Annotated in this window: 24 protein-coding genes; 18 read left to right on the plus strand and 6 right to left on the minus strand. The window is 38.1% G+C overall.

What is annotated here, in order from left to right; translation table 11 throughout:
- The first annotated feature begins 243 nt into the window (after positions 1-243).
- Positions 244-711: a hypothetical protein gene (locus AC2S94_RS01410; RefSeq protein WP_484629732.1), complete on the plus strand. Its 468-nt coding sequence runs from the start codon at positions 244-246 to the stop codon at positions 709-711.
- A gap of 51 nt (positions 712-762) precedes the next feature.
- Here AC2S94_RS01410 and AC2S94_RS01415 read toward each other — a convergent pair whose 3' ends face one another.
- The 4 genes from AC2S94_RS01415 to AC2S94_RS01430 all read right to left on the minus strand — a co-directional run bounded on the left by AC2S94_RS01415 (position 763) and on the right by AC2S94_RS01430 (position 7,418).
- The gene (locus AC2S94_RS01415) at positions 763-3,174 is read right to left on the minus strand and encodes a sodium-translocating pyrophosphatase (protein ID WP_484629733.1); all 2,412 of its coding nucleotides are present in this window, start codon (positions 3,172-3,174) and stop codon (positions 763-765) included.
- 133 nt (positions 3,175-3,307) lie between these two features.
- Complete coding sequence (locus AC2S94_RS01420; protein WP_484629734.1) at positions 3,308-3,820, minus strand: inorganic diphosphatase; 513 nt, start codon at positions 3,818-3,820, stop codon at positions 3,308-3,310.
- Positions 3,821-3,888: 68 nt separating this feature from the next.
- Positions 3,889-6,381: a DUF5686 and carboxypeptidase-like regulatory domain-containing protein gene (locus AC2S94_RS01425; RefSeq protein ID WP_484629735.1), complete on the minus strand. Its 2,493-nt coding sequence runs from the start codon at positions 6,379-6,381 to the stop codon at positions 3,889-3,891.
- 59 nt (positions 6,382-6,440) lie between these two features.
- The gene (locus AC2S94_RS01430; protein ID WP_484629736.1) at positions 6,441-7,418 is read right to left on the minus strand and encodes a pyruvate dehydrogenase complex E1 component subunit beta; all 978 of its coding nucleotides are present in this window, start codon (positions 7,416-7,418) and stop codon (positions 6,441-6,443) included.
- A 307-nt stretch (positions 7,419-7,725) separates the two neighbouring features.
- On the opposite strand from AC2S94_RS01430, the gene AC2S94_RS01435 reads away from it, so the two are divergent.
- The 12 genes from AC2S94_RS01435 to AC2S94_RS01490 all read left to right on the plus strand — a co-directional run bounded on the left by AC2S94_RS01435 (position 7,726) and on the right by AC2S94_RS01490 (position 18,094).
- Entirely contained in the window at positions 7,726-8,472 is a 747-nt protein-coding gene (locus tag AC2S94_RS01435; RefSeq protein WP_484629737.1) for an electron transfer flavoprotein subunit beta/FixA family protein, read from the plus strand.
- A gap of 50 nt (positions 8,473-8,522) precedes the next feature.
- A complete protein-coding gene (locus AC2S94_RS01440; RefSeq protein WP_484629738.1) occupies positions 8,523-9,491 on the plus strand; it encodes an electron transfer flavoprotein subunit alpha/FixB family protein in 969 nt (322 codons plus the stop codon).
- A gap of 85 nt (positions 9,492-9,576) precedes the next feature.
- Positions 9,577-10,203: a bifunctional nuclease family protein gene (locus tag AC2S94_RS01445; protein WP_484629739.1), complete on the plus strand. Its 627-nt coding sequence runs from the start codon at positions 9,577-9,579 to the stop codon at positions 10,201-10,203.
- 6 nt (positions 10,204-10,209) lie between these two features.
- The gene (locus AC2S94_RS01450; protein WP_484629740.1) at positions 10,210-11,916 is read left to right on the plus strand and encodes a NupC/NupG family nucleoside CNT transporter; all 1,707 of its coding nucleotides are present in this window, start codon (positions 10,210-10,212) and stop codon (positions 11,914-11,916) included.
- Positions 11,917-12,041: 125 nt separating this feature from the next.
- Entirely contained in the window at positions 12,042-13,016 is a 975-nt protein-coding gene (locus AC2S94_RS01455; RefSeq protein WP_484629741.1) for a YihY/virulence factor BrkB family protein, read from the plus strand.
- A 116-nt stretch (positions 13,017-13,132) separates the two neighbouring features.
- On the plus strand, positions 13,133-13,957 hold the full coding sequence (locus AC2S94_RS01460; RefSeq protein WP_484629742.1) for a thymidylate synthase: 825 nt from the start codon (positions 13,133-13,135) through the stop codon (positions 13,955-13,957).
- A 28-nt stretch (positions 13,958-13,985) separates the two neighbouring features.
- The gene (locus AC2S94_RS01465) at positions 13,986-14,363 is read left to right on the plus strand and encodes an energy transducer TonB (RefSeq protein ID WP_484629743.1); all 378 of its coding nucleotides are present in this window, start codon (positions 13,986-13,988) and stop codon (positions 14,361-14,363) included.
- Between the two features lie 17 nt (positions 14,364-14,380).
- Positions 14,381-14,791, plus strand: coding sequence for an energy transducer TonB (locus tag AC2S94_RS01470; protein WP_484629744.1), 411 nt, complete (start codon positions 14,381-14,383; stop codon positions 14,789-14,791).
- Between the two features lies 1 nt (position 14,792).
- Positions 14,793-15,566: an energy transducer TonB gene (locus AC2S94_RS01475; protein ID WP_484629745.1), complete on the plus strand. Its 774-nt coding sequence runs from the start codon at positions 14,793-14,795 to the stop codon at positions 15,564-15,566.
- 90 nt (positions 15,567-15,656) lie between these two features.
- A complete protein-coding gene (gene egtB / locus AC2S94_RS01480; RefSeq protein ID WP_484630885.1) occupies positions 15,657-16,820 on the plus strand; it encodes an ergothioneine biosynthesis protein EgtB in 1,164 nt (387 codons plus the stop codon).
- A 6-nt stretch (positions 16,821-16,826) separates the two neighbouring features.
- Positions 16,827-17,795 (plus strand): L-histidine N(alpha)-methyltransferase, encoded by a 969-nt coding sequence (locus AC2S94_RS01485; protein ID WP_484629746.1) that lies wholly within the window; start codon positions 16,827-16,829, stop codon positions 17,793-17,795.
- Between the two features lie 17 nt (positions 17,796-17,812).
- Complete coding sequence (locus AC2S94_RS01490; protein ID WP_484629747.1) at positions 17,813-18,094, plus strand: DUF427 domain-containing protein; 282 nt, start codon at positions 17,813-17,815, stop codon at positions 18,092-18,094.
- Positions 18,095-18,098: 4 nt separating this feature from the next.
- Here AC2S94_RS01490 and AC2S94_RS01495 read toward each other — a convergent pair whose 3' ends face one another.
- Positions 18,099-18,389, minus strand: coding sequence for an isoamylase early set domain-containing protein (locus tag AC2S94_RS01495; RefSeq protein ID WP_484629748.1), 291 nt, complete (start codon positions 18,387-18,389; stop codon positions 18,099-18,101).
- 159 nt (positions 18,390-18,548) lie between these two features.
- The gene (locus AC2S94_RS01500) at positions 18,549-19,625 is read right to left on the minus strand and encodes an aminotransferase class V-fold PLP-dependent enzyme (protein WP_484629749.1); all 1,077 of its coding nucleotides are present in this window, start codon (positions 19,623-19,625) and stop codon (positions 18,549-18,551) included.
- A 63-nt stretch (positions 19,626-19,688) separates the two neighbouring features.
- On the opposite strand from AC2S94_RS01500, the gene AC2S94_RS01505 reads away from it, so the two are divergent.
- From AC2S94_RS01505 to fabD, 5 genes are all read left to right on the plus strand, one after another.
- Entirely contained in the window at positions 19,689-20,156 is a 468-nt protein-coding gene (locus tag AC2S94_RS01505) for a 2TM domain-containing protein (RefSeq protein ID WP_484629750.1), read from the plus strand.
- 6 nt (positions 20,157-20,162) lie between these two features.
- On the plus strand, positions 20,163-20,645 hold the full coding sequence (locus AC2S94_RS01510) for a dihydrofolate reductase (RefSeq protein WP_484629751.1): 483 nt from the start codon (positions 20,163-20,165) through the stop codon (positions 20,643-20,645).
- Positions 20,632-21,492 carry a fructosamine kinase family protein gene (locus AC2S94_RS01515; protein WP_484629752.1) on the plus strand — a complete coding sequence of 287 codons (861 nt, stop codon included), beginning with the start codon at positions 20,632-20,634 and terminating at the stop codon, positions 21,490-21,492. The genes AC2S94_RS01510 and AC2S94_RS01515 overlap by 14 nt, the downstream gene beginning before the upstream one ends.
- A gap of 98 nt (positions 21,493-21,590) precedes the next feature.
- The gene (locus tag AC2S94_RS01520) at positions 21,591-22,091 is read left to right on the plus strand and encodes a pyridoxamine 5'-phosphate oxidase family protein (RefSeq protein ID WP_484629753.1); all 501 of its coding nucleotides are present in this window, start codon (positions 21,591-21,593) and stop codon (positions 22,089-22,091) included.
- A 91-nt stretch (positions 22,092-22,182) separates the two neighbouring features.
- Positions 22,183-23,064: an ACP S-malonyltransferase gene (gene fabD / locus AC2S94_RS01525; protein ID WP_484629754.1), complete on the plus strand. Its 882-nt coding sequence runs from the start codon at positions 22,183-22,185 to the stop codon at positions 23,062-23,064.
- Positions 23,065-23,211 lie beyond the last annotated feature (147 nt).

Here is a 23,211-nt window from a genome sequence, read left to right on the forward strand (position 1 = left end):
CTGATTAACCAGAAATTAACGATTAAAATTCATCTAATAAGCCTTATGAAATTCTGAACTTATTGATAATCTTTTTCTTACTCTCCTGAATTAAGTGCCAGTTTAGGCCATACTAAATATAAGTGTCTAAAATATTTTATAACTAAGCGTTAATAAGGTTAAAAAAGTGGCTGCAAAGAACAACTGACTATAAATTTGAATTTTGAAAATCATCTAGAAGAGAGAAAAAAGGAGGACTGAATTATGCATGTTGGAGAGAAGAAAAAGACCTTGAAATTACTGGAAAAATTAAGAGTTCACAATCATAAGAGTGCTTACATCTACAGGATATTTGCTGAAAATGAAAAAAGGCTTCTTCTAAAGAATTTCTATCGGAAGCTATATGAACAGAAACTGGATTTTCTTATTGAAATTGAAGAATCCATCGAATGCCTAAAAAAGGAAATATCACCTTTGAATGATCAAAGTGTTCTTTCATTTTACAAAAGGAAGAAATGTGAACTGTCCAAATTCTATATGAAGTATAAGCTTACGAACAGGTTTGCCGATATCCATAAGAGAGAATGGAAGGCTTTTCGGAAATACAATAAATATTTATCTAAAACCAGTCATGCGCTAGTAAGGGAATTAATTCTTGCTCATAAACACGGAATAAAGAAATATCTGAATGACATGAACTCTTCAGGAGTAATGAAATTTCCTATAGCATAAAAAAAACCTCTGCAAGTTTGCAGAGGTTTTTTTACAATTTCAGAAAATAGATTATTTGATTTCATCTACTTTATTTCGAACTTCTAATTCTGTTCCTTCAAATTCGAAAGTTTCAGTTACTTCTTCACCATTTTCATATTTCGTTACCACCACATAAGCAGTAACAAAATCATCTTCGGTATTTTTCTCCATTTTCACCTCCTTAGAGATCATTTGAGCATCAGAATTACTGACCATCGCAGTTTCTTCCTGATTCGGAATATCACTTTCTGTATGCCCCCCAAGTATTGGTGCAATCACAAGACCTATCAAACAGGTTAGTTTAATCAGGATATTCATCGATGGTCCGGAAGTATCCTTGAACGGATCTCCCACCGTATCACCAGTTACTGCAGCTTTATGCGCATCAGAACCTTTGTAGGTCATTTCACCGTTGATCATTACACCAGCTTCGAATGATTTTTTCGCGTTATCCCAGGCTCCACCGGCATTATTCTGGAAAATAGCCCAAAGTACACCGCTAACGGTTACCCCAGCCATATAACCTCCAAGCATTTCAGCAATCAATACATTATCATATCCAAAGATCATCGGCAGGAAAGCGATCAAAATTGGAAATCCGATCGTGATAACTCCGGGTAATAACATCTCTTTTAAAGCAGCTTCAGTAGAGATCGCCACACACTTATCATATTGTGGTTTTCCGGTTCCTTCCATGATACCTGGAATTTCTTTAAACTGCCTTCTTACTTCCCTCACCATTTGCATGGCGGCCTTCCCCACTGAACTCATTGCCAAGGCTGAAAATACAACAGGAACCATTCCCCCCACGAATAGCATCGCTAATACTGGAGCTTTGAATATGTTAATTCCGTCTATTCCCGTAAATGTCACATAAGCAGCGAAAAGTGCCAGCGAGGTTAATGCTGCCGAAGCGATCGCAAAACCTTTACCCGTTGCGGCAGTTGTATTTCCAACAGAGTCAAGAATATCAGTTCTCTCACGTACTTCTGAAGGTAGTTCACTCATTTCAGCAATTCCTCCGGCGTTATCAGCGATTGGCCCAAAAGCATCGATCGCTAATTGCATTGCGGTTGTAGCCATCATAGCAGAAGCAGCTAAAGCAACTCCGTAGAATCCTGCAAAAGCATACGATGCCCAAATAGCAATAGCAAATAGTAGAATTGAAAAGAATGTTGAGATCATCCCGGTTGAAAGTCCGGCAATAATATTTGTTGCAGCCCCGGTGCTGGAATTCTGAACGATCCCAAGTACAGGTTTTTTGCCAAGTCCCGTGTAATATTCAGTTACCGCAGAGATCACACCTCCAACGATAATACCTACAAGAGACGCATAAAAAACATTCAGGGAACTTATGGATACCATTTCAAAACCTTCCTGGCCTCCCACAAAGAATCCCATAGTCATAGGCTCTGCAGGCAACATCCAGGTCACCAGAAAATAACTGGCGATCGCCACAAGAATAATAGAAACCCAGTTACCAATATTCAAGGCTTTCTGAACTTCATTTTCTTTAGCATCATTAGAGCTGATTCTCACCAACAGCGTACCAATAATTGATATAATTATTCCAGCTCCTGCAATGGCCATTGGTAAAAGTATGGGTCCAATTCCTCCGAATCCTTCAGAAGTGATATCACCTCCCATATCTTCGATGATATAATTCCCCAGAACCATGGCGGCAAGTACGGTAGCTACATAACTACCAAAAAGGTCGGCTCCCATCCCAGCAACGTCCCCAACGTTATCACCAACGTTATCGGCAATAGTGGCCGGGTTACGAGGATCATCCTCAGGAATTCCAGCTTCCACTTTTCCAACAAGGTCGGCACCAACATCGGCTGCTTTCGTATAGATTCCTCCTCCAACACGAGCGAACAGCGCTATAGATTCTGCACCCAGTGAAAATCCTGCCAGAGTTTCCAGAACGATGGTCATCTGTTCCGTATTTGTCCATTCTCCACCCATGAAATAATGGAAGAAAAGAATAAAGAATCCGGTAAGACCTAAAACTGCCAGGCCGGCAACTCCGAGTCCCATAACGGTTCCTCCTCCAAAAGAAACATTTAGTGCTTTTGGCAGACTGGTTCTGGCTGCCTGGGTAGTTCTAACATTTGTCTGGGTTGCGATCTTCATTCCCATATTCCCGGCAAGTGCAGAGAAAAATGCTCCGAAGATAAATGCGACAATAATAAGGTAATGTGTGGTTGGAACGAAATAGGCGATTGCGGCAAGAGCAATACTCGCACCGATCACAAATAGAGTTAATAATTTATATTCTGCTTTTAAAAAGGCAAGAGCGCCTTCATAGATATGAGATGAGATTTCTTTCATTTTTCCGTCACCGGAATCCTGTTTCATCACCCAGGATCTTTTGACCCACATATAAATGAGTCCGATTATCGCCAGCACAGCAGGCATATAAATCATTATTGCTTCCATATTTTAGCTAGGTTAATTTGTTAATTATTTATTAATGCCAGCTAATGTAGTAAATTCAGCAATAATTAAAAAAGCAATAACTTTTTAAGGTTATTGCTTTTAATATCTCAATATATATGGAAAATATTTAGGATTATATACCAAAGCGGGATTTATCACCCTCATAGTTCTCAAAACGTTCCACACATTGTTTGATGATCTCGCGAGCTTCTTCAGCATCTCCAAAATCACCGGTATCTACTTTTTTCTTTTCAAGATCCTTATATACTTTGAAGAAATGTTCGATCTCTTTGATCATGTGACCATTCAATTCTTTAAGGTCGTTCAATCTGTTCCAGATAGGATCTGAAACCGGTACACAGATAATTTTTTCATCAGGACCTTTTTCGTCAGCCATGTGGAATACACCGATAGGTTTAACTTCCATCACAATACCAGGAAAAGTAGGTTCAGAAACCAGTACCAGTACATCAAGCGGATCTTCATCCAGCGCCAGGGTATTGGGAATGAACCCGTAATCTGCAGGATACATCATCGAAGAGAAGATCATCCTGTCGTAACGAACCTTCTTTAATTTAAAATCATATTCGTATTTGTTTCTACTCCCTTTAGGGATCTCGATCAATACATCAAAAGTATCAGACATTTTTATTTGTTTTCTTCATTAAAATTAAGGGCTGCAAATATAGTTAATTCTGATATTTAATTCCTTAACTAAAAGTGAAATCCGAAATCTATTGTAAAAGCCATGGATCTTGCATCGGGATTGTCAAAATAATTACCTCTAAAATGCACATCAAAACGCATAACTTTCAAAATGTTTCCTATACCCACGCTATACTCATAAAAAGGATCTGAATCTGGCGCGATAAGCGGTAAGCCGGATGCGTCAATATCTTTACTTTCCTGAGAAATATCTCCATAAACCGCTCTGAAACCTATAAGCTCCCTTAGGTTTAAATCCCTCAATAGTGGAATTCGGGAAAAAAGCCTTCCATTAAAGTTATGATCAATATGGATGGCCGAATAAGAATCAGTCACGAATTCATAGAAATCCAGGGTTGGGAAGGTATTGTAAAGTGCGAAATATGTCTGATTCCCGGGAACCACGCTTAACAGTCCAAGAGGAACTGCACCAAACGTTTTACCTGCTTCCAGACTCACGTTTGATCTACCAAAACCACCAACCAGAAGCGGCTGGTTGTAAAAGAACTGAAGTTTCTTGTATTCGAAATCACTCTTAAAGACATCTTTTACGCCTAAACTATAATTCAGGAACAGAGTTGGAAAGTCTTCTTCATTAACGACATTTCTCTCCACGCCAAAACCAGAGACCTTTCTTCCCGGTGTCCAAGTTAGAATGGTTGAAAGTTCAGTTTGATTTATTTCAGAATCGATAATGGTTCTTTCTTCATCCACGTAATAATCCAGGCTAAACTGTGGTGAAGCAGGTTTTAAAACCCTGTAATTTGCTCCTACTCTAACCTTGAAATTCTTTAAAGGTTCCATTTCAATAGCAAAAACGCTGAGATTTATAGAACTTAATTTGTCATTATCTCCCACATTCAGCAATGATGAAGAGGCGAGACTTCTTCCCAAAACATCTGTTGAATTGGTAAGGCTCGTTCCCAACTGTTCAACATCCCTCCTGTTTCCCCCGGTTAATATCAACCGGGAATTATGATCTAACAACACCTTACCTGAAATTCCGTATTTGAATTTATTATCCTTAAATCCATAGGCTCCATAAGCCTCAATTCTCCAGGGATCATTCTGCCCAAAATAGGTTCTACCACCAAACCTGGTTCTTACGCCTTCAACATCGTTAAATCCGAACGTTGAATAAATAGGCCCATAATCCCATCCATCAAATTCCACATAACCAGATTGCGCGATCGTGGCGATATTATATAATCTATTAAAGGCTTTGGTTTTGGTTAGACTATCTAACATAACATAAATGCCTTCTTCATCTTCATTCAATCGCTCCATACGATTTTCAGCCCAAAACTCTTCGCTTTTGTTATATGCTTCAGCCTGCGGATTATAAACCGGTTGCTGATAAAATGACGACGGCTTTTCCTTATTGAATTCGTATTCATCATATAACAGGGTTCGCTTGGCATAAATACCACGACTGGATTTCTTTTTATTCAGACCGAAATCTGCCATGAAGAAATCTTTTGTAATAAGAAAAACTGAATCATTCAGAACTTTAAAATCCTGCTCTATATAAACTTGTTTGATCCAGTTGATGTTGACATCTTTGGTTGTTTCGAGGTTGATATTTTTTACGGCCCAGGTGGTATCATTCACCCAAAAATCACCTTTGAAAGTAAGTTCATTTTCCCTTCTGGGATAATAGACAATATTATAACACCATTTATTATCTACATAAGCACTATCAGACAATACATAGTTATAAGTATCTATCCCGGTAGTGGAGATTGGACTCACAAAACTCTTATCGAAGAATTTTATGTAATTCTTGTAAATGTCATAGTCATCATATATATCCTTCACATAATCGATAAGATTTCTATTCTGACTGAATCCTGAATTCTTGTTCCCAAGCAAAACCTCTTTTTCCTGGTTCAGCTCATTATCGCCATATACTTTTGTGATGGACTCGTTGATGAACATAGGTAGATAGGTCTTTCCAGTAACGCGATTGGTATCTGCATAATCAAATATGAATTCCATCCCGTTAAAGATCCTGCTTTCTATAAGCGTACTGTCTATGGTATTGATATCAAATTCCAGCTTTTCATATTCTTTATAAGAATACTGTTCAAATGCATTAACTCCGTTACTTCTCCTGTTTTCCCAAACCTTTTTCAGAATATCTATAGCCGGATTATTTTTTTTAGAAGTCTTTCCGCGATAGATCACCACTTCATCCAGGCTGGAAGCTTCCTGTTCCAGCATGATCTCCATATCAAGATTCACGGAAGATTTTAAAGGCACTCTAAGGGTTTTATAACCGATGAATGAAATCACGATCGTATCAAAATCAGCAGCTGACTGAAGATAGAATTCACCATCTTCATTGGTGGTGGTTCCTTCCGACGAATTCGCAAAAACAACATTAGCGAAGGGAACGGTCTTTCCTGCATCATCATTTACCACACCGCCCACTTTAGTCTGAGCTTGTAGAAAATTGATACCGATAAGGAATATGAATAAAAAGTAGGCTTGTTTGCTCATTATTGGATAAAAAAAAACTTCATCTAAAAGATGAAGTTTCAAAGATAAGTTGATTAAGGTTACTTATACATTACCTTTTTCACAGCTTTAACAACATCTTCACTATTTGGAAGCCATTCCTTAAGAAGACCCGGTGAATATGGTGCCGGAGTGTCGGCAGTATTAAGTTTCACAATCGGAGCATCCAGGTAATCGAATGCTTTAGATTGCACCTGATAAGTGATCTCTGTAGCAACGTTACCGAATGGCCACGCCTCTTCAAGAATCACTAACCTATTTGTTTTCTTTACAGATTCCAGGATTGCATCATGATCCATAGGACGAACCGTTCTAAGATCGATGATCTCGCAGGAAATATCTTCTTCAGCTAATTGCTCAGCAGCTTTATATGCCTCTTTGATGATCTTACCAAAGGAAACGATCGTTACATCGGTTCCTTCTCTTTTGATGTCTGCTTTCCCAATTTCGATCAGGTATTCATCTTCTGGCACTTCACCTTTATCTCCATACATCTGCTCGCTTTCCATAAAAATTACTGGATCGTCATCACGTATGGCAGCTTTAAGAAGTCCTTTCGCATCATATGGATTAGAAGGAACGATCACCTTAAGACCTGGAGTATTTGCATACCAGCTTTCAAATGCCTGTGAGTGAGTAGCTCCAAGCTGACCCGCAGAACCTGTTGGCCCACGAAAAACGATTGGAATATTAAATTGTCCACCGCTCATCTGTCTCATCTTTGCGGCGTTATTTATGATCTGGTCAATTCCAACCAGAGAAAAGTTGAAAGTCATGAACTCAATGATAGGTCTGTTACCGTTCATGGCAGAACCTACTCCAATACCTGCAAAACCAAGTTCAGCAATTGGCGTATCGATAACTCTATCAGGACCAAATTCGTCAAGCATTCCTTTTGAAGCTTTATACGCCCCGTTATATTCGGCTACTTCCTCTCCCATTAAGTAGATGCTGTCATCGCGACGCATTTCTTCGCTCATAGCCTCGGCAACGGCTTCTCTAAATTGAATTGTCCTCATTATATAATATATTGTTTTTTATTCCTGCAAGGCAAAAATAGTAATTCATTAATGTATATACCATATTTGCCGATTAAAATTTTCGTAAGTATCCCAATCTGGAATTCTATTTAAAACTAGAAATAAGAAATCATATATTTTTACACAATAAATTGAAATATCCATACCTGAAGTCAACAAAACCTAATAATACCTTAAAATAGGGCCTGCATTTTATACTAATTTTATTATGCATGCATAGCTTTTTTTGATTAAAATTATTTACCTTCGTCAACGAAAACGTTTTATTAAAAAAAGAACTTTATATATGAAAATCTTAGTATGTATTAGTCACGTGCCTGACACTACATCGAAAATCAATTTCACTGATGGAGACACCAAATTCGATACAAATGGTGTTCAATTCGTAATTAACCCTAATGATGAATTTGGTCTTACTAGAGCGATGTGGTTTAAAGAGAAGCAAGGCGCGAGCGTAGATGTTGTAAATGTTGGTGGTGCTGAAACCGAACCTACTCTTAGGAAAGCTCTTGCAATTGGTGCAGATAGTGCCATTAGAGTAAATACTCCGGCAACTGATGGTTATCAGGTTGCTAAGGAACTTGCCAAAGTAGTTGAAGAAGGTAGTTATGATCTTGTAATTGCCGGAAGAGAGTCTATAGATTACAATGGCGGAATGGTACCCGGAATGTTAGCACAACTAATCAAAGCTAATTTTATCAATAACTGCATAAGCCTGGAAATCGATGGTGAGAAAGCCAAAGCAACTCGTGAGATAGATGGTGGTAAAGAAACTTTATCTACTTCTCTTCCACTTGTAATTGGTGGACAAAAAGGACTTGTTGAAGAAAGCGATCTTCGTATTCCTAACATGAGAGGAATTATGCAGGCTCGTAAGAAACCATTGAATGTAATGGAACCTGCTGACACTTCAGTTAAGACTGAAGCAGTGAAATTTGAAAAGCCTGCTCCAAAAGGAGAAGTTAAACTTATTGATCCTGAAAATCTGGATGAATTGATTGACCTATTGCACAACGAAGCAAAAGCGATCTAATCTAATTCCATCGGATCAAAAAGAATTTCAAAATTTAAAATCAAAAGAAAATGTCAGTTTTAGTATATATAGAATCAGAAGAAGGAAAATTTAAGAAAGCTTCCTACGAGGTCGCTTCTTATGCAAAAGGAGTTGCTGATAAGATGGGAACATCTGTTACAGCAATCGTATTTAATGCCGGAGATGTTTCTGAACTAGGAAACTATGGAGTAGAAAAAGTCCTAAACGTAAAGAACGATAAATTAAAGAATTTCAATGCTGAAGCTTTTTCAGATGCTGTAAAGCAAGCTGCTGAAAAAGAAGGATCAAAAGTTGTAGTATTGAGCCAGAGCGCAGACAGTAAATATTTAGCTCCATTATTGGCAGTTCAGCTTGAAGCGGGATATGCTTCTAATGTAGTTGAACTACCGGAAAGTACAGATCCATTTACCGTGAAAAGAACCGCTTTTACAAATAAAGCTTTCAATATCACGAAAATTACTACCGATGTAAAAATTATCGGACTTTCTAAAAACGCCTACGGATTAAAAGAATCTCAAGGTTCAGCAACTGAAGAGGAGTTTAGTCCTAATCTAACGGAAGAAGATTTTTCAGTGAATGTAGAATCTGTAGACAAAGCCACAGATAAGGTGACTATCGCAGATGCTGAAGTAGTTGTATCCGGTGGTCGTGGTCTTAAAGGACCGGAAAACTGGGGAATGATTGAAGAAATGGCAGATATTCTTGGGGCTGCAACCGCATGTTCCAAACCTGTAAGTGATATGGGATGGAGACCCCATAGTGAACACGTAGGACAAACAGGAAAGCCTGTTGCTTCCAATCTTTATATCGCTGTAGGAATTTCAGGAGCGATCCAGCACCTTGCCGGGATCAATGCCGCTAAAACTAAAGTGGTAATTAACAATGATCCAGAAGCACCTTTCTTTAAGGCTGCAGATTATGGAGTGGTTGGAGATGCCTTTGAAGTAGTACCTAAGCTAAATGAAAAATTGAAGGAATTTAAAGAGAAAAACGCATAATTTTCATAAATTGCGACCCATTAAGGGGCTGTCTAAATTTGGTAAATGTCCTTATTTTAGACAGCCTTTTTAATTTTACTGAAGTATGAGTTTAGTGCGACTGAATATAAAAGGTATATCTTATAGTCAAACACAAAACGGAGCTTACGCATTGATCCTCAACGAAGTTGGGGGTGAACGCAAGTTGCCTATTGTGATCGGGGCATTTGAAGCACAATCAATTGCAATAGCCCTGGAAAAGGAGATAAAACCTCCAAGACCTCTCACCCACGACCTTTTCAAGAATTTTTCAGATAGATTTGGCATTGTGGTGAAGCAGGTAATTATTCATAAACTGGTAGACGGCGTTTTCTATTCCAGCCTCATCTGTGAAAGAGAGGGTGTTGAAGAAATTATAGATGCAAGAACCAGTGATGCCATTGCATTGGCCCTGAGATTTGACGCGCCTATATTTACTTACAAGAATATTCTGGACAAAGCCGGTATCTACCTGAAAGCCGATGAAAAGCAGCGTGAACAGGAAGAAAAAGAAGAGGAAGAGATTATTGAAGAGGAACTTCTGAAAGAGGAAATTGAATTACCGTCTGACGATTCTACAGATTACAAAAAAATGTCGCTGGAAGAATTGAAAGAATTACTTTCCCAGGCTGTTAGCCATGAAGATTACGAAAAAGCCGCCCGCTTAAGGGACGAAATTTCCAAAAGAAAATAACCCGAAATGAACAAAATCTGGTGTTGCCTATTCCTGATCGTATTTTCTATTACATCAGCCTCCTCACAAACAATCTCCAAAAACTGGCAACTCGATACTTCCGCAGAAGGCCTAAGCCAGGAATCCATCTTTGGCGAGGCAGAACATATAAATTTTAATGAAGGTCAATTCACTTTTCTTGCTGAAAAAGGAGGTGACACGATAGCCAAAGGTGATTATCTGTATCAGAATAACCTGCTGGTACTTTTTTATAACAGCCCAAAGGATACCATTCAAAACCTAAGAGTTTCTGAACTTTCAGATTCTAATATGATCGTTTCATCTGGGGATTCTCAATACTCGCTAAATGCAGAAGATCAGGAAGCCTCTGAAGTTATTCCTGCTGAAACTGCCAAAGAAATGATCCCAAGTGCTGGAATCAGCACTTCAAGTATCGTTCGTGGAGGAATAGGAATGCTTTCATTGATCCTAATCGCCTTTCTTTTCAGTAGTAACCGTAGAGCGGTTAACTGGAAAACCGTAGGTATAGGACTGGCAGCGCAATTATTGCTTGCCATTGGAGTTTTGAAGATCACTATTGTTCAGAAAATTTTTGAATTTGTAGGAAACATTTTTGTAAAAATCCTCGAATTTACCGCCGCCGGTAGTGAATTTCTACTCGGTGGAATGATGGATGTAGACAGCTTTGGATTTATATTTTTATTCCAGGTGCTGCCAACAATAATCTTTTTCTCAGCCTTAACTTCGGTATTATTTTACCTTGGAGTAATCCAGATCGTCGTAAAAGGTATGGCCTGGATTTTAACCAAATTGCTAGGCATTTCAGGACCGGAAAGTTTGAGTGTTGCTGGAAACATTTTCCTAGGACAAACAGAGGCGCCCTTAATGATCAAAGCATACCTGGAAAGAATGACAAGGTCTGAAATTCTTTTGGTGATGGTTGGTGGAATGGCCACTGTTGCCGGTGGTGTACTCGCAGCCTATATTGGATTTTTAGGAGGAGATGATCCAGAACTTAGATTACAGTTTGCGAAACACCTTCTGGCCGCTTCAGTAATGGCTGCTCCGGGTGCGATCGTAATTTCTAAAATTCTCTATCCACAACAGGAATCTGTAAATACTGATGTGGAAGTTTCTTCTGAAAAAATAGGATCCAATATTCTCGATGCGATTGCCAATGGAACAACTGAAGGTTTAAAACTTGCCGCCAATGTAGCAGCAATGTTATTGGTGTTTATCGCCTTTATAGCGATGATCAACTTCATTCTTGGAAAAGTAGGAGCTATTACCACACTGAACAGTGTTATGGCTGAATATACCCCCTATTCAAAATTCTCCCTGGAATCAATTTTAGGGATCATTTTCGCTCCCCTTATGTGGCTAATTGGTGTAGCGAAAGAAGACATGATGCTGATGGGACAATTATTAGGTATCAAGCTTGCCGCCAGTGAATTTGTTGGTTATGTACAACTTGCAGATCTTAAAAACCCGGCCAATGCATTGAGCCTGAATTATGAAAAATCTGTGATCATGGCCACTTATATGCTCTGCGGATTTGCAAATTTTGCATCCATTGGTATTCAAATTGGTGGAATTGGTTCATTAGCGCCCGGACAGCGAAAGACCTTATCAGAATTTGGAATGAAAGCTCTTATTGGTGGTACATTGGCCTCATTGCTTTCTGCGACTATCGCCGGAATGATCATCGGATAGTATCACAAGTCTCAGTTTTTAGAAAACTTTCTAATTTCATTTTCTTTCAGGTGAGTTATAAATTCTAAATTGCCTTTCGGTTATTATTAGAACCGGCTGTATTGGTAACGAATCACCAGATGTAAATGAGCCAGAAAAAAACTAAATCTGTATATCGCGGGGAAGAAGCCCAGTGGCCTCATCATATCCCTCTAAAAGGATGGATAGATATTGGCAAACGGGTATGGCATGAAATGAAAGTTGATCACGTTCAAATAGTTTCTGCCGGAGTGGCATTCTATTTCTTTTTATCGATTTTCCCTACCATCGTTGCCGCGATCTCCATCTACAGCCTGGTACTTGAACCTTCCCAAATACAGGAACAGATCTCAAGATTAAATTTAATTCTTCCCGAAAAAGCCTTCGGGATGATCAGTGACATTTTAAGTCCGGTAATTCAGCAAACCCGCAAGGAAATAGGCTGGGGATTGTTCATAAGTATCCTCATCAGTATCTGGAGTGCGAACAAAGGAACTAATGCCCTTTTCCAGGGAGTCAATATCGCCTACGATGAAATTGAAAATAGGAACATTTTTAAGAAAAACCTCATCACTTTACTGTTCACCTTATGCGGACTTGTTTTAGGATTGATTAGTTTACTGATCGTCATCTTTTTCCCATTATTGATAGATAAACTCGGTTTCACTACTGAAATTGAAGATGTTCTTACCTGGTTTAGATGGGTGATCCTGGGAGTTATTTTGATTTCAACCTTAAGCATGGTCTATAAGATCGCTCCAAACAGACGAAGTCCAAGATTTAGGTGGGTTAGCTGGGGCGCAATTCTCGGTACGATTCTATGGCTCGCTGGCTCGATGGCGTTTTCCTGGTATGTAAGTAATTTTGGAAGTTACGATGATCTTTACGGAAGTTTCGCTGCAGTCGCGATTCTAATGCTTTGGTTATTCCTTACGGCCTTTATTGTTTTAATGGGTGCAGAGATCAATTCTGAAATGGAACACCAGACCCGATATGATACTACCATTGGAGCTGAAAAACCGATGGGAGAAAGAAACGCCTGGCATGCAGATCATTGTGCTGTAGACAAAGCTGAAGATTAGTTGATACAAAGTTGATAACTCTTCTCTATTCAGTTTAAAATCTCACCGTAATTTTTACTCATTTTGTTATTTTTATTGGAATTAAACCTGAAGTATTTCCGATAAAATTATCTCCTATGAAACAATATCATGATCTCCTTAAACATGTTTTAGAACACGGCGCACAGAAAGGAGACCGTACCGGCACAGGAACAAAAAGCGTATTTGGATACCAGATGAGATTTGACCTGAGCGAAGGTTTTCCAATGGTAACTACCAAAAAATTGCATTTAAAATCAATTATCTATGAACTGCTTTGGTTTCTTAAGGGAGATACTAACATCGAATATCTAAAAGAAAATGGTGTACGCATCTGGAATGAATGGGCAGATGAAAATGGAAATTTGGGACCGGTTTACGGTCATCAATGGAGAAACTGGAATAGCGAAGAAATAGACCAGATCAAAGAGATCGTACATACTTTAAAAAATAACCCGAATAGTAGAAGAATGCTGGTTTCTGCGTGGAACCCTTCAGTTCTACCGGATACTTCGGTTTCATTTTCAGAAAATGTTGCAAATGGAAAAGCGGCACTTCCCCCCTGTCATGCATTTTTTCAGTTCTACGTAGCCGATGGGAAATTATCCTGTCAATTATACCAAAGAAGTGCCGATATCTTTCTTGGAGTACCTTTCAATATAGCTTCCTATGCTTTGTTAACTATGATGATGGCCCAGGTTTGCGGATATAAACCTGGCGACTTTATACATACTTTTGGCGACGCACATATTTACAGCAATCATATGGAACAGGTCGAACTTCAGTTAAGTCGAGAGCCCAGACCGCTTCCAACCATGAAGATCAATCCTGAGGTAAAAGATATTTTTGATTTTAAGTTTGAAGATTTTATATTGGAGAATTACGATCCGCATCCAGGCATAAAAGCCAAGGTTGCGGTCTAGTTTAACCCTATAAAAATTTTAAATTATTATGAAGAAGTTAATTGTTATCACATGTTTTTTACTTGGAGGCGTTGCACTTTCTAATGCTCAGCAAACATCACCTGTTTGGCCTGGCTGCGAAAACAGCGAAGACGTAAAAAAATGTTTTAACCAGAAACTTTCCCAACATGTAAGTGAAAATTATGAATATCCTCAAAACGATGCCGGTGAATACATCAGAGGAAAAGTGACAATTTCCTTTGCCATAGATGAAAATGGCGAGGTTGTTGTAAATTCTATAGAAGGCGACGAACCACAGGTTAAAAAAGCTGCGAGGGAAATGATCATGAAAATTCCTAAAATGCAACCTGGAACCCTGAATGGTGAAGCAGACTCAAGAACCTTTACGGTTCCATTCAATTTCTAATTAAAATAAGATAAACCATGAAGAAGTTATTAATCATCGCATTCATGTTTGCAGGACTTAGTTCTTTTGCACAGGATGACGTTAGTGTAAAAGGGAATACTGTAAGCATGAAGGAAACCGCTCCGGTTTGGAATGGTTGCGAAGACAGTTCAGATAAAAAATCCTGTTTTAATAAAATGCTAATGCAGCATATTAAAGAAAACATCAAATACTCAAAGAACTCTAAGGGAGAATGGATTCGTGGTAAGGCCATTGTAAAAATGGAAGTGAATGAAAAAGGAAAAGTTGTGGTAAACTCTGTAGACAGCAAATATCCTGAATTAAAAGCGGAGGCAAAAAGACTGATGGAATCCATCCCACCAATGACTCCGGGAAAGCTAGGTGGTAAAGCCAAGTCTATCAAGTACACCATTCCTTTGACATTTTAGAATGAGAATAGTCAGCATATTTTTATTTTTAATATTAAGTAATACTGTAGCCAGATCTCAAGGATCAAATGATTTAATTTCATGGAAGGACATTCAATCACCTCCCATTTTTTCTGGTTGCGAAAATGCGGATTCTTCCAGTAATTGCTCCAAAGCATCACTGATCAATTTCATAAAAGATAATTTTGATTATGAAGTTATACCAGATTCTCTTGCTAGTCCAGCAATCAATTTTAAGTTAATAATTGGAACCAGCGGTAAGTTAAGATGGTCGTCAGTTCAAACGGAAAACGATGTGGTTAAACAAGAGGCTGAACGCATTTTGCAATCCCTTCCGCAGTTTAAACCAGGTTATCAGGATGGTAAACCTATGAATGTGATGACTAACATTCAAATTTTACTGAATAGAGTGCCTGGCGTTATGAAATTGAACCTGGTAGACACTCCTCCCATCCCTTCAAAATGCGTAAATGAAAGTGATAAAAAGAAATGTTTATCTGAATCGATTTCCAGATATGTAAATTCACATTTTGATACCCGATTAGTATTGAATTTAAAAGGAAGTCAGAACATTTTTAAAACTACCGTTAGTTTTGTGATTGATGAAAATGGCGAAATCAGGGATATTAAAGCTACCGGAGATACTGAATTAATGAATGAAGAAGCAATAAGAGTGGTTAAGGAGATCAATAGAATGCAACCGGCAAATTTTAATGATAAACCAGTTGCGGTGAGCTACCAATTACCAATTGTTATTGGTAGGAGCAGCCGATAATACTTTAACTCCACCTTAACGACTGATTGGCAAAGTCATTTTTAAAAAATTGTAAATTTGAGTGATACCCTAAAGTATCACTCTTTTTTTATGCTTTCACAGGAAAATCTCATTCAATTATTTAAAGAAACCAGGTCTGATTCGGAAAAGATTTGCTCCTTTCTGGAGACTGAAGATTATGTGGTACAACCTGTTGAAAATGTATCTCCACCAAAATGGCACCTTGGTCATACTACCTGGTTCTTTGAGGAATTTGTTCTAAAGGAATATGCAAAAGATCACAAGCTATTCGATAAGAATACTGCCTACGTTTTCAATAGCTATTATGAAAGTGTCGGCGAAAAAGTGATAAGAACTAACAGAGGTAATTTATCAAGGCCAACCGTTGCCTGGATCTATAAATTCAGGGAATATGTTACCAAAGAGATGCTGAAGTTTCTTAACGAGAATGAGCTGGATAAAAATATCCTGGAAGTTGTTGAGATTGGTTGTCATCATGAAAAGCAGCATCAGGAACTTTTGTATACCGACATCAAATATATTCTCGGAAACAATCCTTTATTCCCTAAATATAATGATGAATTCCAGGAAAATCTTATCGAAGATTTTGATAGAGAATGGATAGACATTTCCGAAGGAATCTATGAAATTGGCCATAAGTCGGATGATTTTTGTTATGATAATGAAAAGGGTGTCCACAAAGAATACCTGTGTGATTTTAGTATTTCTAATAAGCTTGTTACCAATCAGGAATTCGTTGAATTTATGGAAGATGGAGGTTATGACGATGTGCTTCTATGGCATGCCGAAGCCTGGGATTGGTTAGAGCAGTATAACATCAAATCTCCCGCGTACTGGCATAAAATTGATGGAAAATGGCATCAGTACACCCTAAATGGGCTGAAGAAAATTGACCTAAAAGCACCGGTCACCCATATTTCGTATTACGAGGCTTTCGCATACGCGCAATGGAAAGGAATGCGTTTGCCTACGGAAGCTGAATGGGAAACTGCGCAGGAAGAATTTGCCTGGGGAAGTCGATGGGAATGGACAGAAAGTGCATATTCTCCTTATCCCGATTATAAAAAACCTGAAGGAGCTCTTGGAGAATACAATGGCAAATTCATGGTGAATCAAAAAGTATTAAGAGGAGGTTCTGTAGCAACCTCCAGGAACCACACCAGACATACATACAGAAATTTTTTCCATCCGCAATTAAGATGGCAATTTACGGGCTTTAGACTGGTCAAATAAATTTATATGAAAAACCCACCGGAAACAATATTTGAATCGGCCTTTGCTGAAGACACGTATAAGGGATTGACGTCCTATCCAAAATATCTTCTATCCAAGTATATTTATGACAAAAATGGAGATAAGCTTTTCCAGAAAATAATGGAAATGCCTGAATATTATCTTACATCTTGTGAATTTGATATCCTGAAATTGAATGCAGAAAGCATCTCAAAATCTTTTAGCAGCGATGCTGGTTTTGACCTCATTGAACTTGGAGCTGGGGATGGTAAAAAAACCAAGATACTATTGAAGGAAATGGTATCAAAAGGTTATCAATTCGATTATTTGCCTATCGATATCAGTAGAAATGTGTTGGAAGAACTGGAAGAAGCTTTAAAAAGCGAAATTCCAGAAGTGAATGTGAACATCCAGGAAGGGACTTATTTTAAAACCCTGGAAAAACTTTCAGAATATAACACGCGTAAAAAGGTTATCATTTTCCTGGGAAGTAACATTGGAAATCTTTCCCATAAGGAAGCGGTAGATTTTCTTGAAAATATCGCGCAGGCTATGAGCGATGATGATATGCTTTTCATGGGATTTGATCAGAAAAAGAATCCACAAACCATCCTTGATGCTTATAATGATCCAGCTGGGATCACAGAGGAATTCAACAAGAATTTACTGGTAAGAATCAACCGGGAACTGGAGGGAGAATTTGACACTGATAAATTTCTCCATTGGGAATCCTACGATCCGGAAACTGGCACTGCCAAAAGCTTCCTCGTTAGCAAAGAGCAGCAACAAATCAACATCAAAAAACTTGGATTGGAAATCAGTTTTGATGCCTGGGAAACCATCCATACTGAAATATCTCAAAAATACGATGACTCTGTGGTGCGCTGGTTAGCGGATGAAGCCGGACTTAAAGTGGAGAAATCTTTTGGCGACAGAGAAGAATGCTACAAAAATTATATCTTTAGAAGAAAGTAACTTCTAATATTTTATAAATGAAAGCTATCTGGAACAATCAAGTGATCGCAGAAAGCAACAATACCAAGATCGTAGAAAACAATCATTATTTCCCACAGGAGGATATAAAGAAGCAATACTTTAAATCCAGCGATGAGCATACACGCTGCCCGTGGAAAGGCAAAGCCTCTTATTTCCATATAGAAGTTGATGGCGAAAAAAATGAAAATGCCGCCTGGTATTATCCGGAAGCCAGTTACGCCGCCAAGCCAATTGAAAATCACGTGGCTTTTTGGAAAGGCGTAAAGGTGACTGAATAATCCTCTAAACGATCACCACACTATTGTCTGATGCTGCAAAATCATTCCATTTATAAGCATCTGCTTCAGCATCGTTTACCCACTCCCCATCTACTTTGTATTTAAACTGGTATTCATTATCTACAGGTAAATTGAATTGACCTTTAAAATTTCCGTTCTTGTACTTTTTAAGTTCAGTTAAATTCCAGTCATTAAAATCTCCGGCCACTTGAACTTTATTGGCTTCTTTCGCTGGCAGGCAGAAGGTGATCTTACATTCCGGCTTTGATTTCAAATATTGTTTAGTTAAAGACATGCTTTATTTTTTTTACAGGTTTCACCAACCAAATTAAAATAATAAAGACCTATAAAACAATATATTTCAACATCTTAGCATCATTTTTTCGGAATTAAAAATTTTTCCGTGGAAAGTTAATCAAGTTGAAAATACGCAAACGATATAATTATTTTTTATCTAAATTTTCAATACCCGGAAAAGCTTATCCAGGTCTTCATCTGTATTAAAATAATGTAGACTTACTCGAATTCCGTCACCTCTTTGGGATGTAATCACTCCTTCTTCTCTCAATTTTGAAAAAAGTTTTTCATCTCCTTTAATATTAAATAAGGAAGAAAAATCTTCACGCTTCACTGTCCATTCTTCAAGAAGATTTGCGCTGGCAAACCTATCCATGGCGATCTTTTTCAAATGATCAATTTTTTCCTGGATAGCATCCATTCCCTTTTGATTGATAAGTTCTATTGCCGCTTTCAGACTTCCAAAGTTCAAAGTATCATAGTGGCCAGGTTCAAATTTACCGATGAAATTACCTTCGTGAGCTTTGTATTTGCCTTGCAAAGAGCCAAATCCAAGATGCTTAGGAGACAATTTACCCTGAACACTTTCATTGAAGAGCATGAATCCGTTTCCATACCCGGCATTCATCCACTTATAACAACTACTGATCACAATATCAATTCCGGTTTCATCGAAATTAAATTTCTCGGTTCCAAAATATTGAGTTCCATCAGCGATCAATATCAGATCTGGAAATCGCTCTTTTAGTTTTTTTAGAAAATCAATATTAAGCTTTACTCCGTTAATATATTGCACTATACTGAATGCGAAGAAATAAGGTTTTTCCTTTTCAATCTGTTCAATAATATTGTCTTCCAGGTTTTCATTTAATTCAGCGTAGACCACTTCAAAATTTCTGGATTCAACCGGCCAGTTGATAGATGGATAATCGTTTTTAATCAGCAGAGTCTTTTTCGGTTTATCCAGGCTTTCCAGTACGCTATTAAAACCATAAGAGAAATTCGGAATAAGGGCTACACGATTTGGCGCGCAGGCAAAGAAATTACCTAGACTTTCCCGAACACCGGTAAGCATCTCCCCCATTTTCTCTTTTAAAACACTTCCCTGGATCAAAAAATCCATATCATGTTCCTGTCTGAACTCCCAAACTCTTTCATGTAAAAGTCCGGAAGCTGCCGTATTCAGGTAAGTATATTGTTCCAATACCGGGAAGCCTTTTCTTAAATTATCCATAAGCCTTAGGAAGTTCTTTTTATAAAAATGTAAATTTGATACTACACTAATGTAATAGTAATTATGTTTTCTAAAAAGAAAAACACTTCAGAAGTAGATTACGAACAGCGAGAACTTTATGAAAATGCCAGAAGCAGGGCCAAGCAAAAAAAGCGGCTTTTTCAGCATTTCGTAATTTTCTTGATAGGTGCTGTGTTCCTAATAGTTCTAAATGTGGTGATTGGCTATCAGGAAGATTTCAAACCTCTTGGTTATAACTGGTTCGTATGGGCTGTTTTACTATGGACCTTATTGTTCCTTATTCATTTTTTCAATGTTTTTATTGTAAACAGTTTTATGGGAAAGGAATGGGAAACGAAGCAGGTAGATAAACTTGTAAAAAAACAACGAGCGAAAATTGCCAAACTGAAAGAACAGGTGGAAAAGGATCACCCAGCTCCCAGTACAAAGAGAGCTGACATCCATGTAGAAAGAACAGATTCCACCAAAAGAATTAGCCCGGAAGATCCGGATAGACCAATAAATAGTTAAGAAAAGATGCTTACCATAATTGCTGCTGCGGCAGAAAATAATGCTTTAGGAAAAGACAACGACCTCGTCTGGCACCTGCCCGATGACTTTAAAAGATTTAAATTACTTACTTCCGGACATCATATCCTTATGGGAAGAAAAACCTTTGAATCTTTTCCAAAATTACTGCCTAATAGAACTCATGTGATCATTACCCGCCAGGAAGATTATCATCCTGAAAATACCATTGTTGTTGGTTCTTTGGAAGAAGCGATCAGGGTTTCCAAATTAGATGAACAAGCCTTCATCATTGGCGGGGGTGAAATTTATAAAATGGGGATGGAATTCGCAGACAGAATTGAACTCACCAGGGTTCATGGAGAATTTGATGCGGACATTTATTTTCCGGAAATTGATAAAGAAAAATGGCAACTTGTAAAAGAAGAATTTCATGATAAGGATGAAAAGCATGATTATTCTTTTACTTACCTGACTTATGAGCGTAAATAATTTTCAACCACTTTTAAAGAATATTGCTGAAGAATTCGGAAAGCCCTTAAAAAATTTTTCTGCGCTCACGGGTGGAGATATTAATGAGGTATTTCTTATTGAAACCGAAACTGAGAAGTTTGTGGTTAAATTGAACGATAGTAAACGCTATCCAGGTATGTTCGAAGCGGAGAAATTAGGACTGGAAAGGCTTCGACAAACTTCTGCTATCGACGTTCCAGCACCTCTTAAAACCGGAACCAGTGATTCTTATTCCTATCTCATCCTGGAATTTATAGAATCTTCGGCTAAATCATCAGATTTTTGGGAATTATTCGGAGAGCAAATGGCAGAACTACATCGTAATTCTGCAGAAAATTTCGGGTTTGAAAAGGATAACTATATCGGTAGCCTGCCGCAATATAACTCGGCCAGAAAATCTGCTTCAGATTTCTATATTGATATGCGCCTGAAACCACAAATAGAAATGGCAGAAAATAAAGGTTTCAAATTAAATGTTTCAGAAAGCTTTTATAAGAATTGTCAGAATATAATTTCTGATGAACCAGCTGCATTAGTTCACGGAGACCTATGGAATGGAAATTACATTACAAATTCATCTGGCAAACCTTGTTTGATTGATCCTGCCGTGGCTTTTGCACCAAGGGAAATGGATCTTGGAATGATGAAGCTTTTTGGCGGATTTCAGGAAAAACTCTTTCATGTCTACAACGAAACCTATCCACTACAGGGAAACTGGCAGGAAAGAATTCCTTTATGGCAATTATATTATTTACTGGTTCATTTAAACATTTTTGGTGTCGGTTATAGATCACAAGTCACTTCCATTATTCAAAAATTCAGCTGATTTTACAATTCTTAACAGGAGCGAAACTTTTTTTAGGAGTTCATTAGCGCATCAGCCGTCATATCTAAAGTATCTTCATATCAAACAAAAAATTGACTATGAGTACTAAAAATTTGTATGACGATAAAGCGAGAGAAAAGATAAAGGAACTGGCAGAAGATATAGATTTCTGCATGCTGGTAACTAAATTGGACGAGAAGCCACTAAGCGCGATTCCAATGTCTACGAAAGAAGTTGACGATCATGGAGCGGTATGGTTCCTAAGTAAAAATGATAGTGAACATAACCGCAATATTGAAAAAGACAGCGATGTTCAGTTATTGTATAGCGGAACATCAGATATGGAGTTTTTAAGTATCTACGGAGAAGCTTTTATCGAAACCAATCGTGAAGTAATCAAGGAATTATATTCCAAAGCAGATAACGCTTGGTTTGACGGAGAAGATGACCCAAGTATTACGGCAATAAAAGTAAATCCGAAAGAAGCGTATTATTGGGACAATAAAGACAGCAAAATGGTTACGCTATTCAAACTTGGAATGGCAGCCGTTAGCGGAAACAACCAGGATATTGGTGAAAAAGGAAAATTAAATTTGTAAAGACTGTATTTGTCGGAAGAGACCTCATAACGAATCTTTGTTGTGAGGTCTTTTTATTTATACCTATTTTTGTTCACCTAAACCAATATTTATGAAAGCATATGTATTTCCCGGACAGGGAGCCCAGTTTTCGGGAATGGGATTGGATCTTTACGAGAAGTCTCCCGAAGCACAGGAACTGTTCAACCAGGCAAATGATATTCTTGGATTTTCCATCACAGATATAATGTTCGAAGGTTCTGCTGAAGACCTTAAAGAAACTAAAGTTACACAACCCGCAGTTTTTCTTCATTCAGTTATTTTAAGTAAAGTTCTTGGAGACAGCTTCAAGCCTGATATGGTTGCAGGACATTCCTTGGGTGAATTTTCTGCGCTTGTTGCTAACGGGGTTTTAAGCTTTGAAGAAGGTCTTAAACTGGTTTCCCAAAGAGCCCAGGCAATGCAGAAAGCTTGTGAATTAGAACCTTCTACTATGGCAGCAGTTCTTGGTCTGGAAGATGAAATGGTGGAATCTGTCTGTTCTGAGACTGAAGGCGTAGTTGTGGCTGCAAACTATAATTGCCCAGGACAGCTGGTAATTTCCGGAGCATACGATGCAGTAGAAAGAGCATGTGAAAACTTAAAAGAAAGAGGCGCGAGAAGAGCAATGATCTTACCTGTTGGTGGTGCTTTTCATTCTCCTTTAATGGAACCGGCGAGAAAGGATCTTGCTGCTGCCATAGAAAATTCAACTTTCAATAAGCCTATCTGCCCGGTATATCAAAATGTAAGCACATTTGCGGTAAACGATCCGGCAGAGATCAAAAAAAATCTTGTATTTCAATTGACCGCTCCGGTAAAATGGACTCAGTCGGTTCAAAATATGATAAAAGATGGAGCATCTGAATTTATTGAAGTTGGTCCAGGAAAAGTTTTACAAGGATTGGTGAAAAAGATCGATAGAGGAATGGAAACCTCATCAGCTTCTATTTAACTAACAATCAAAAACTTAATTCAAAGGCCTCCTGTTGGAGGCCTTTTTTATATTATAAAACAAAGGGATTTCTAAAGTTTATCTTCTTGAATTAAATGATCATCAAATTTTCTTAATCAGCATATTTTCCTAATTTGTTCGAAATTT

Source organism: Christiangramia pacifica, assembly GCF_057221535.1.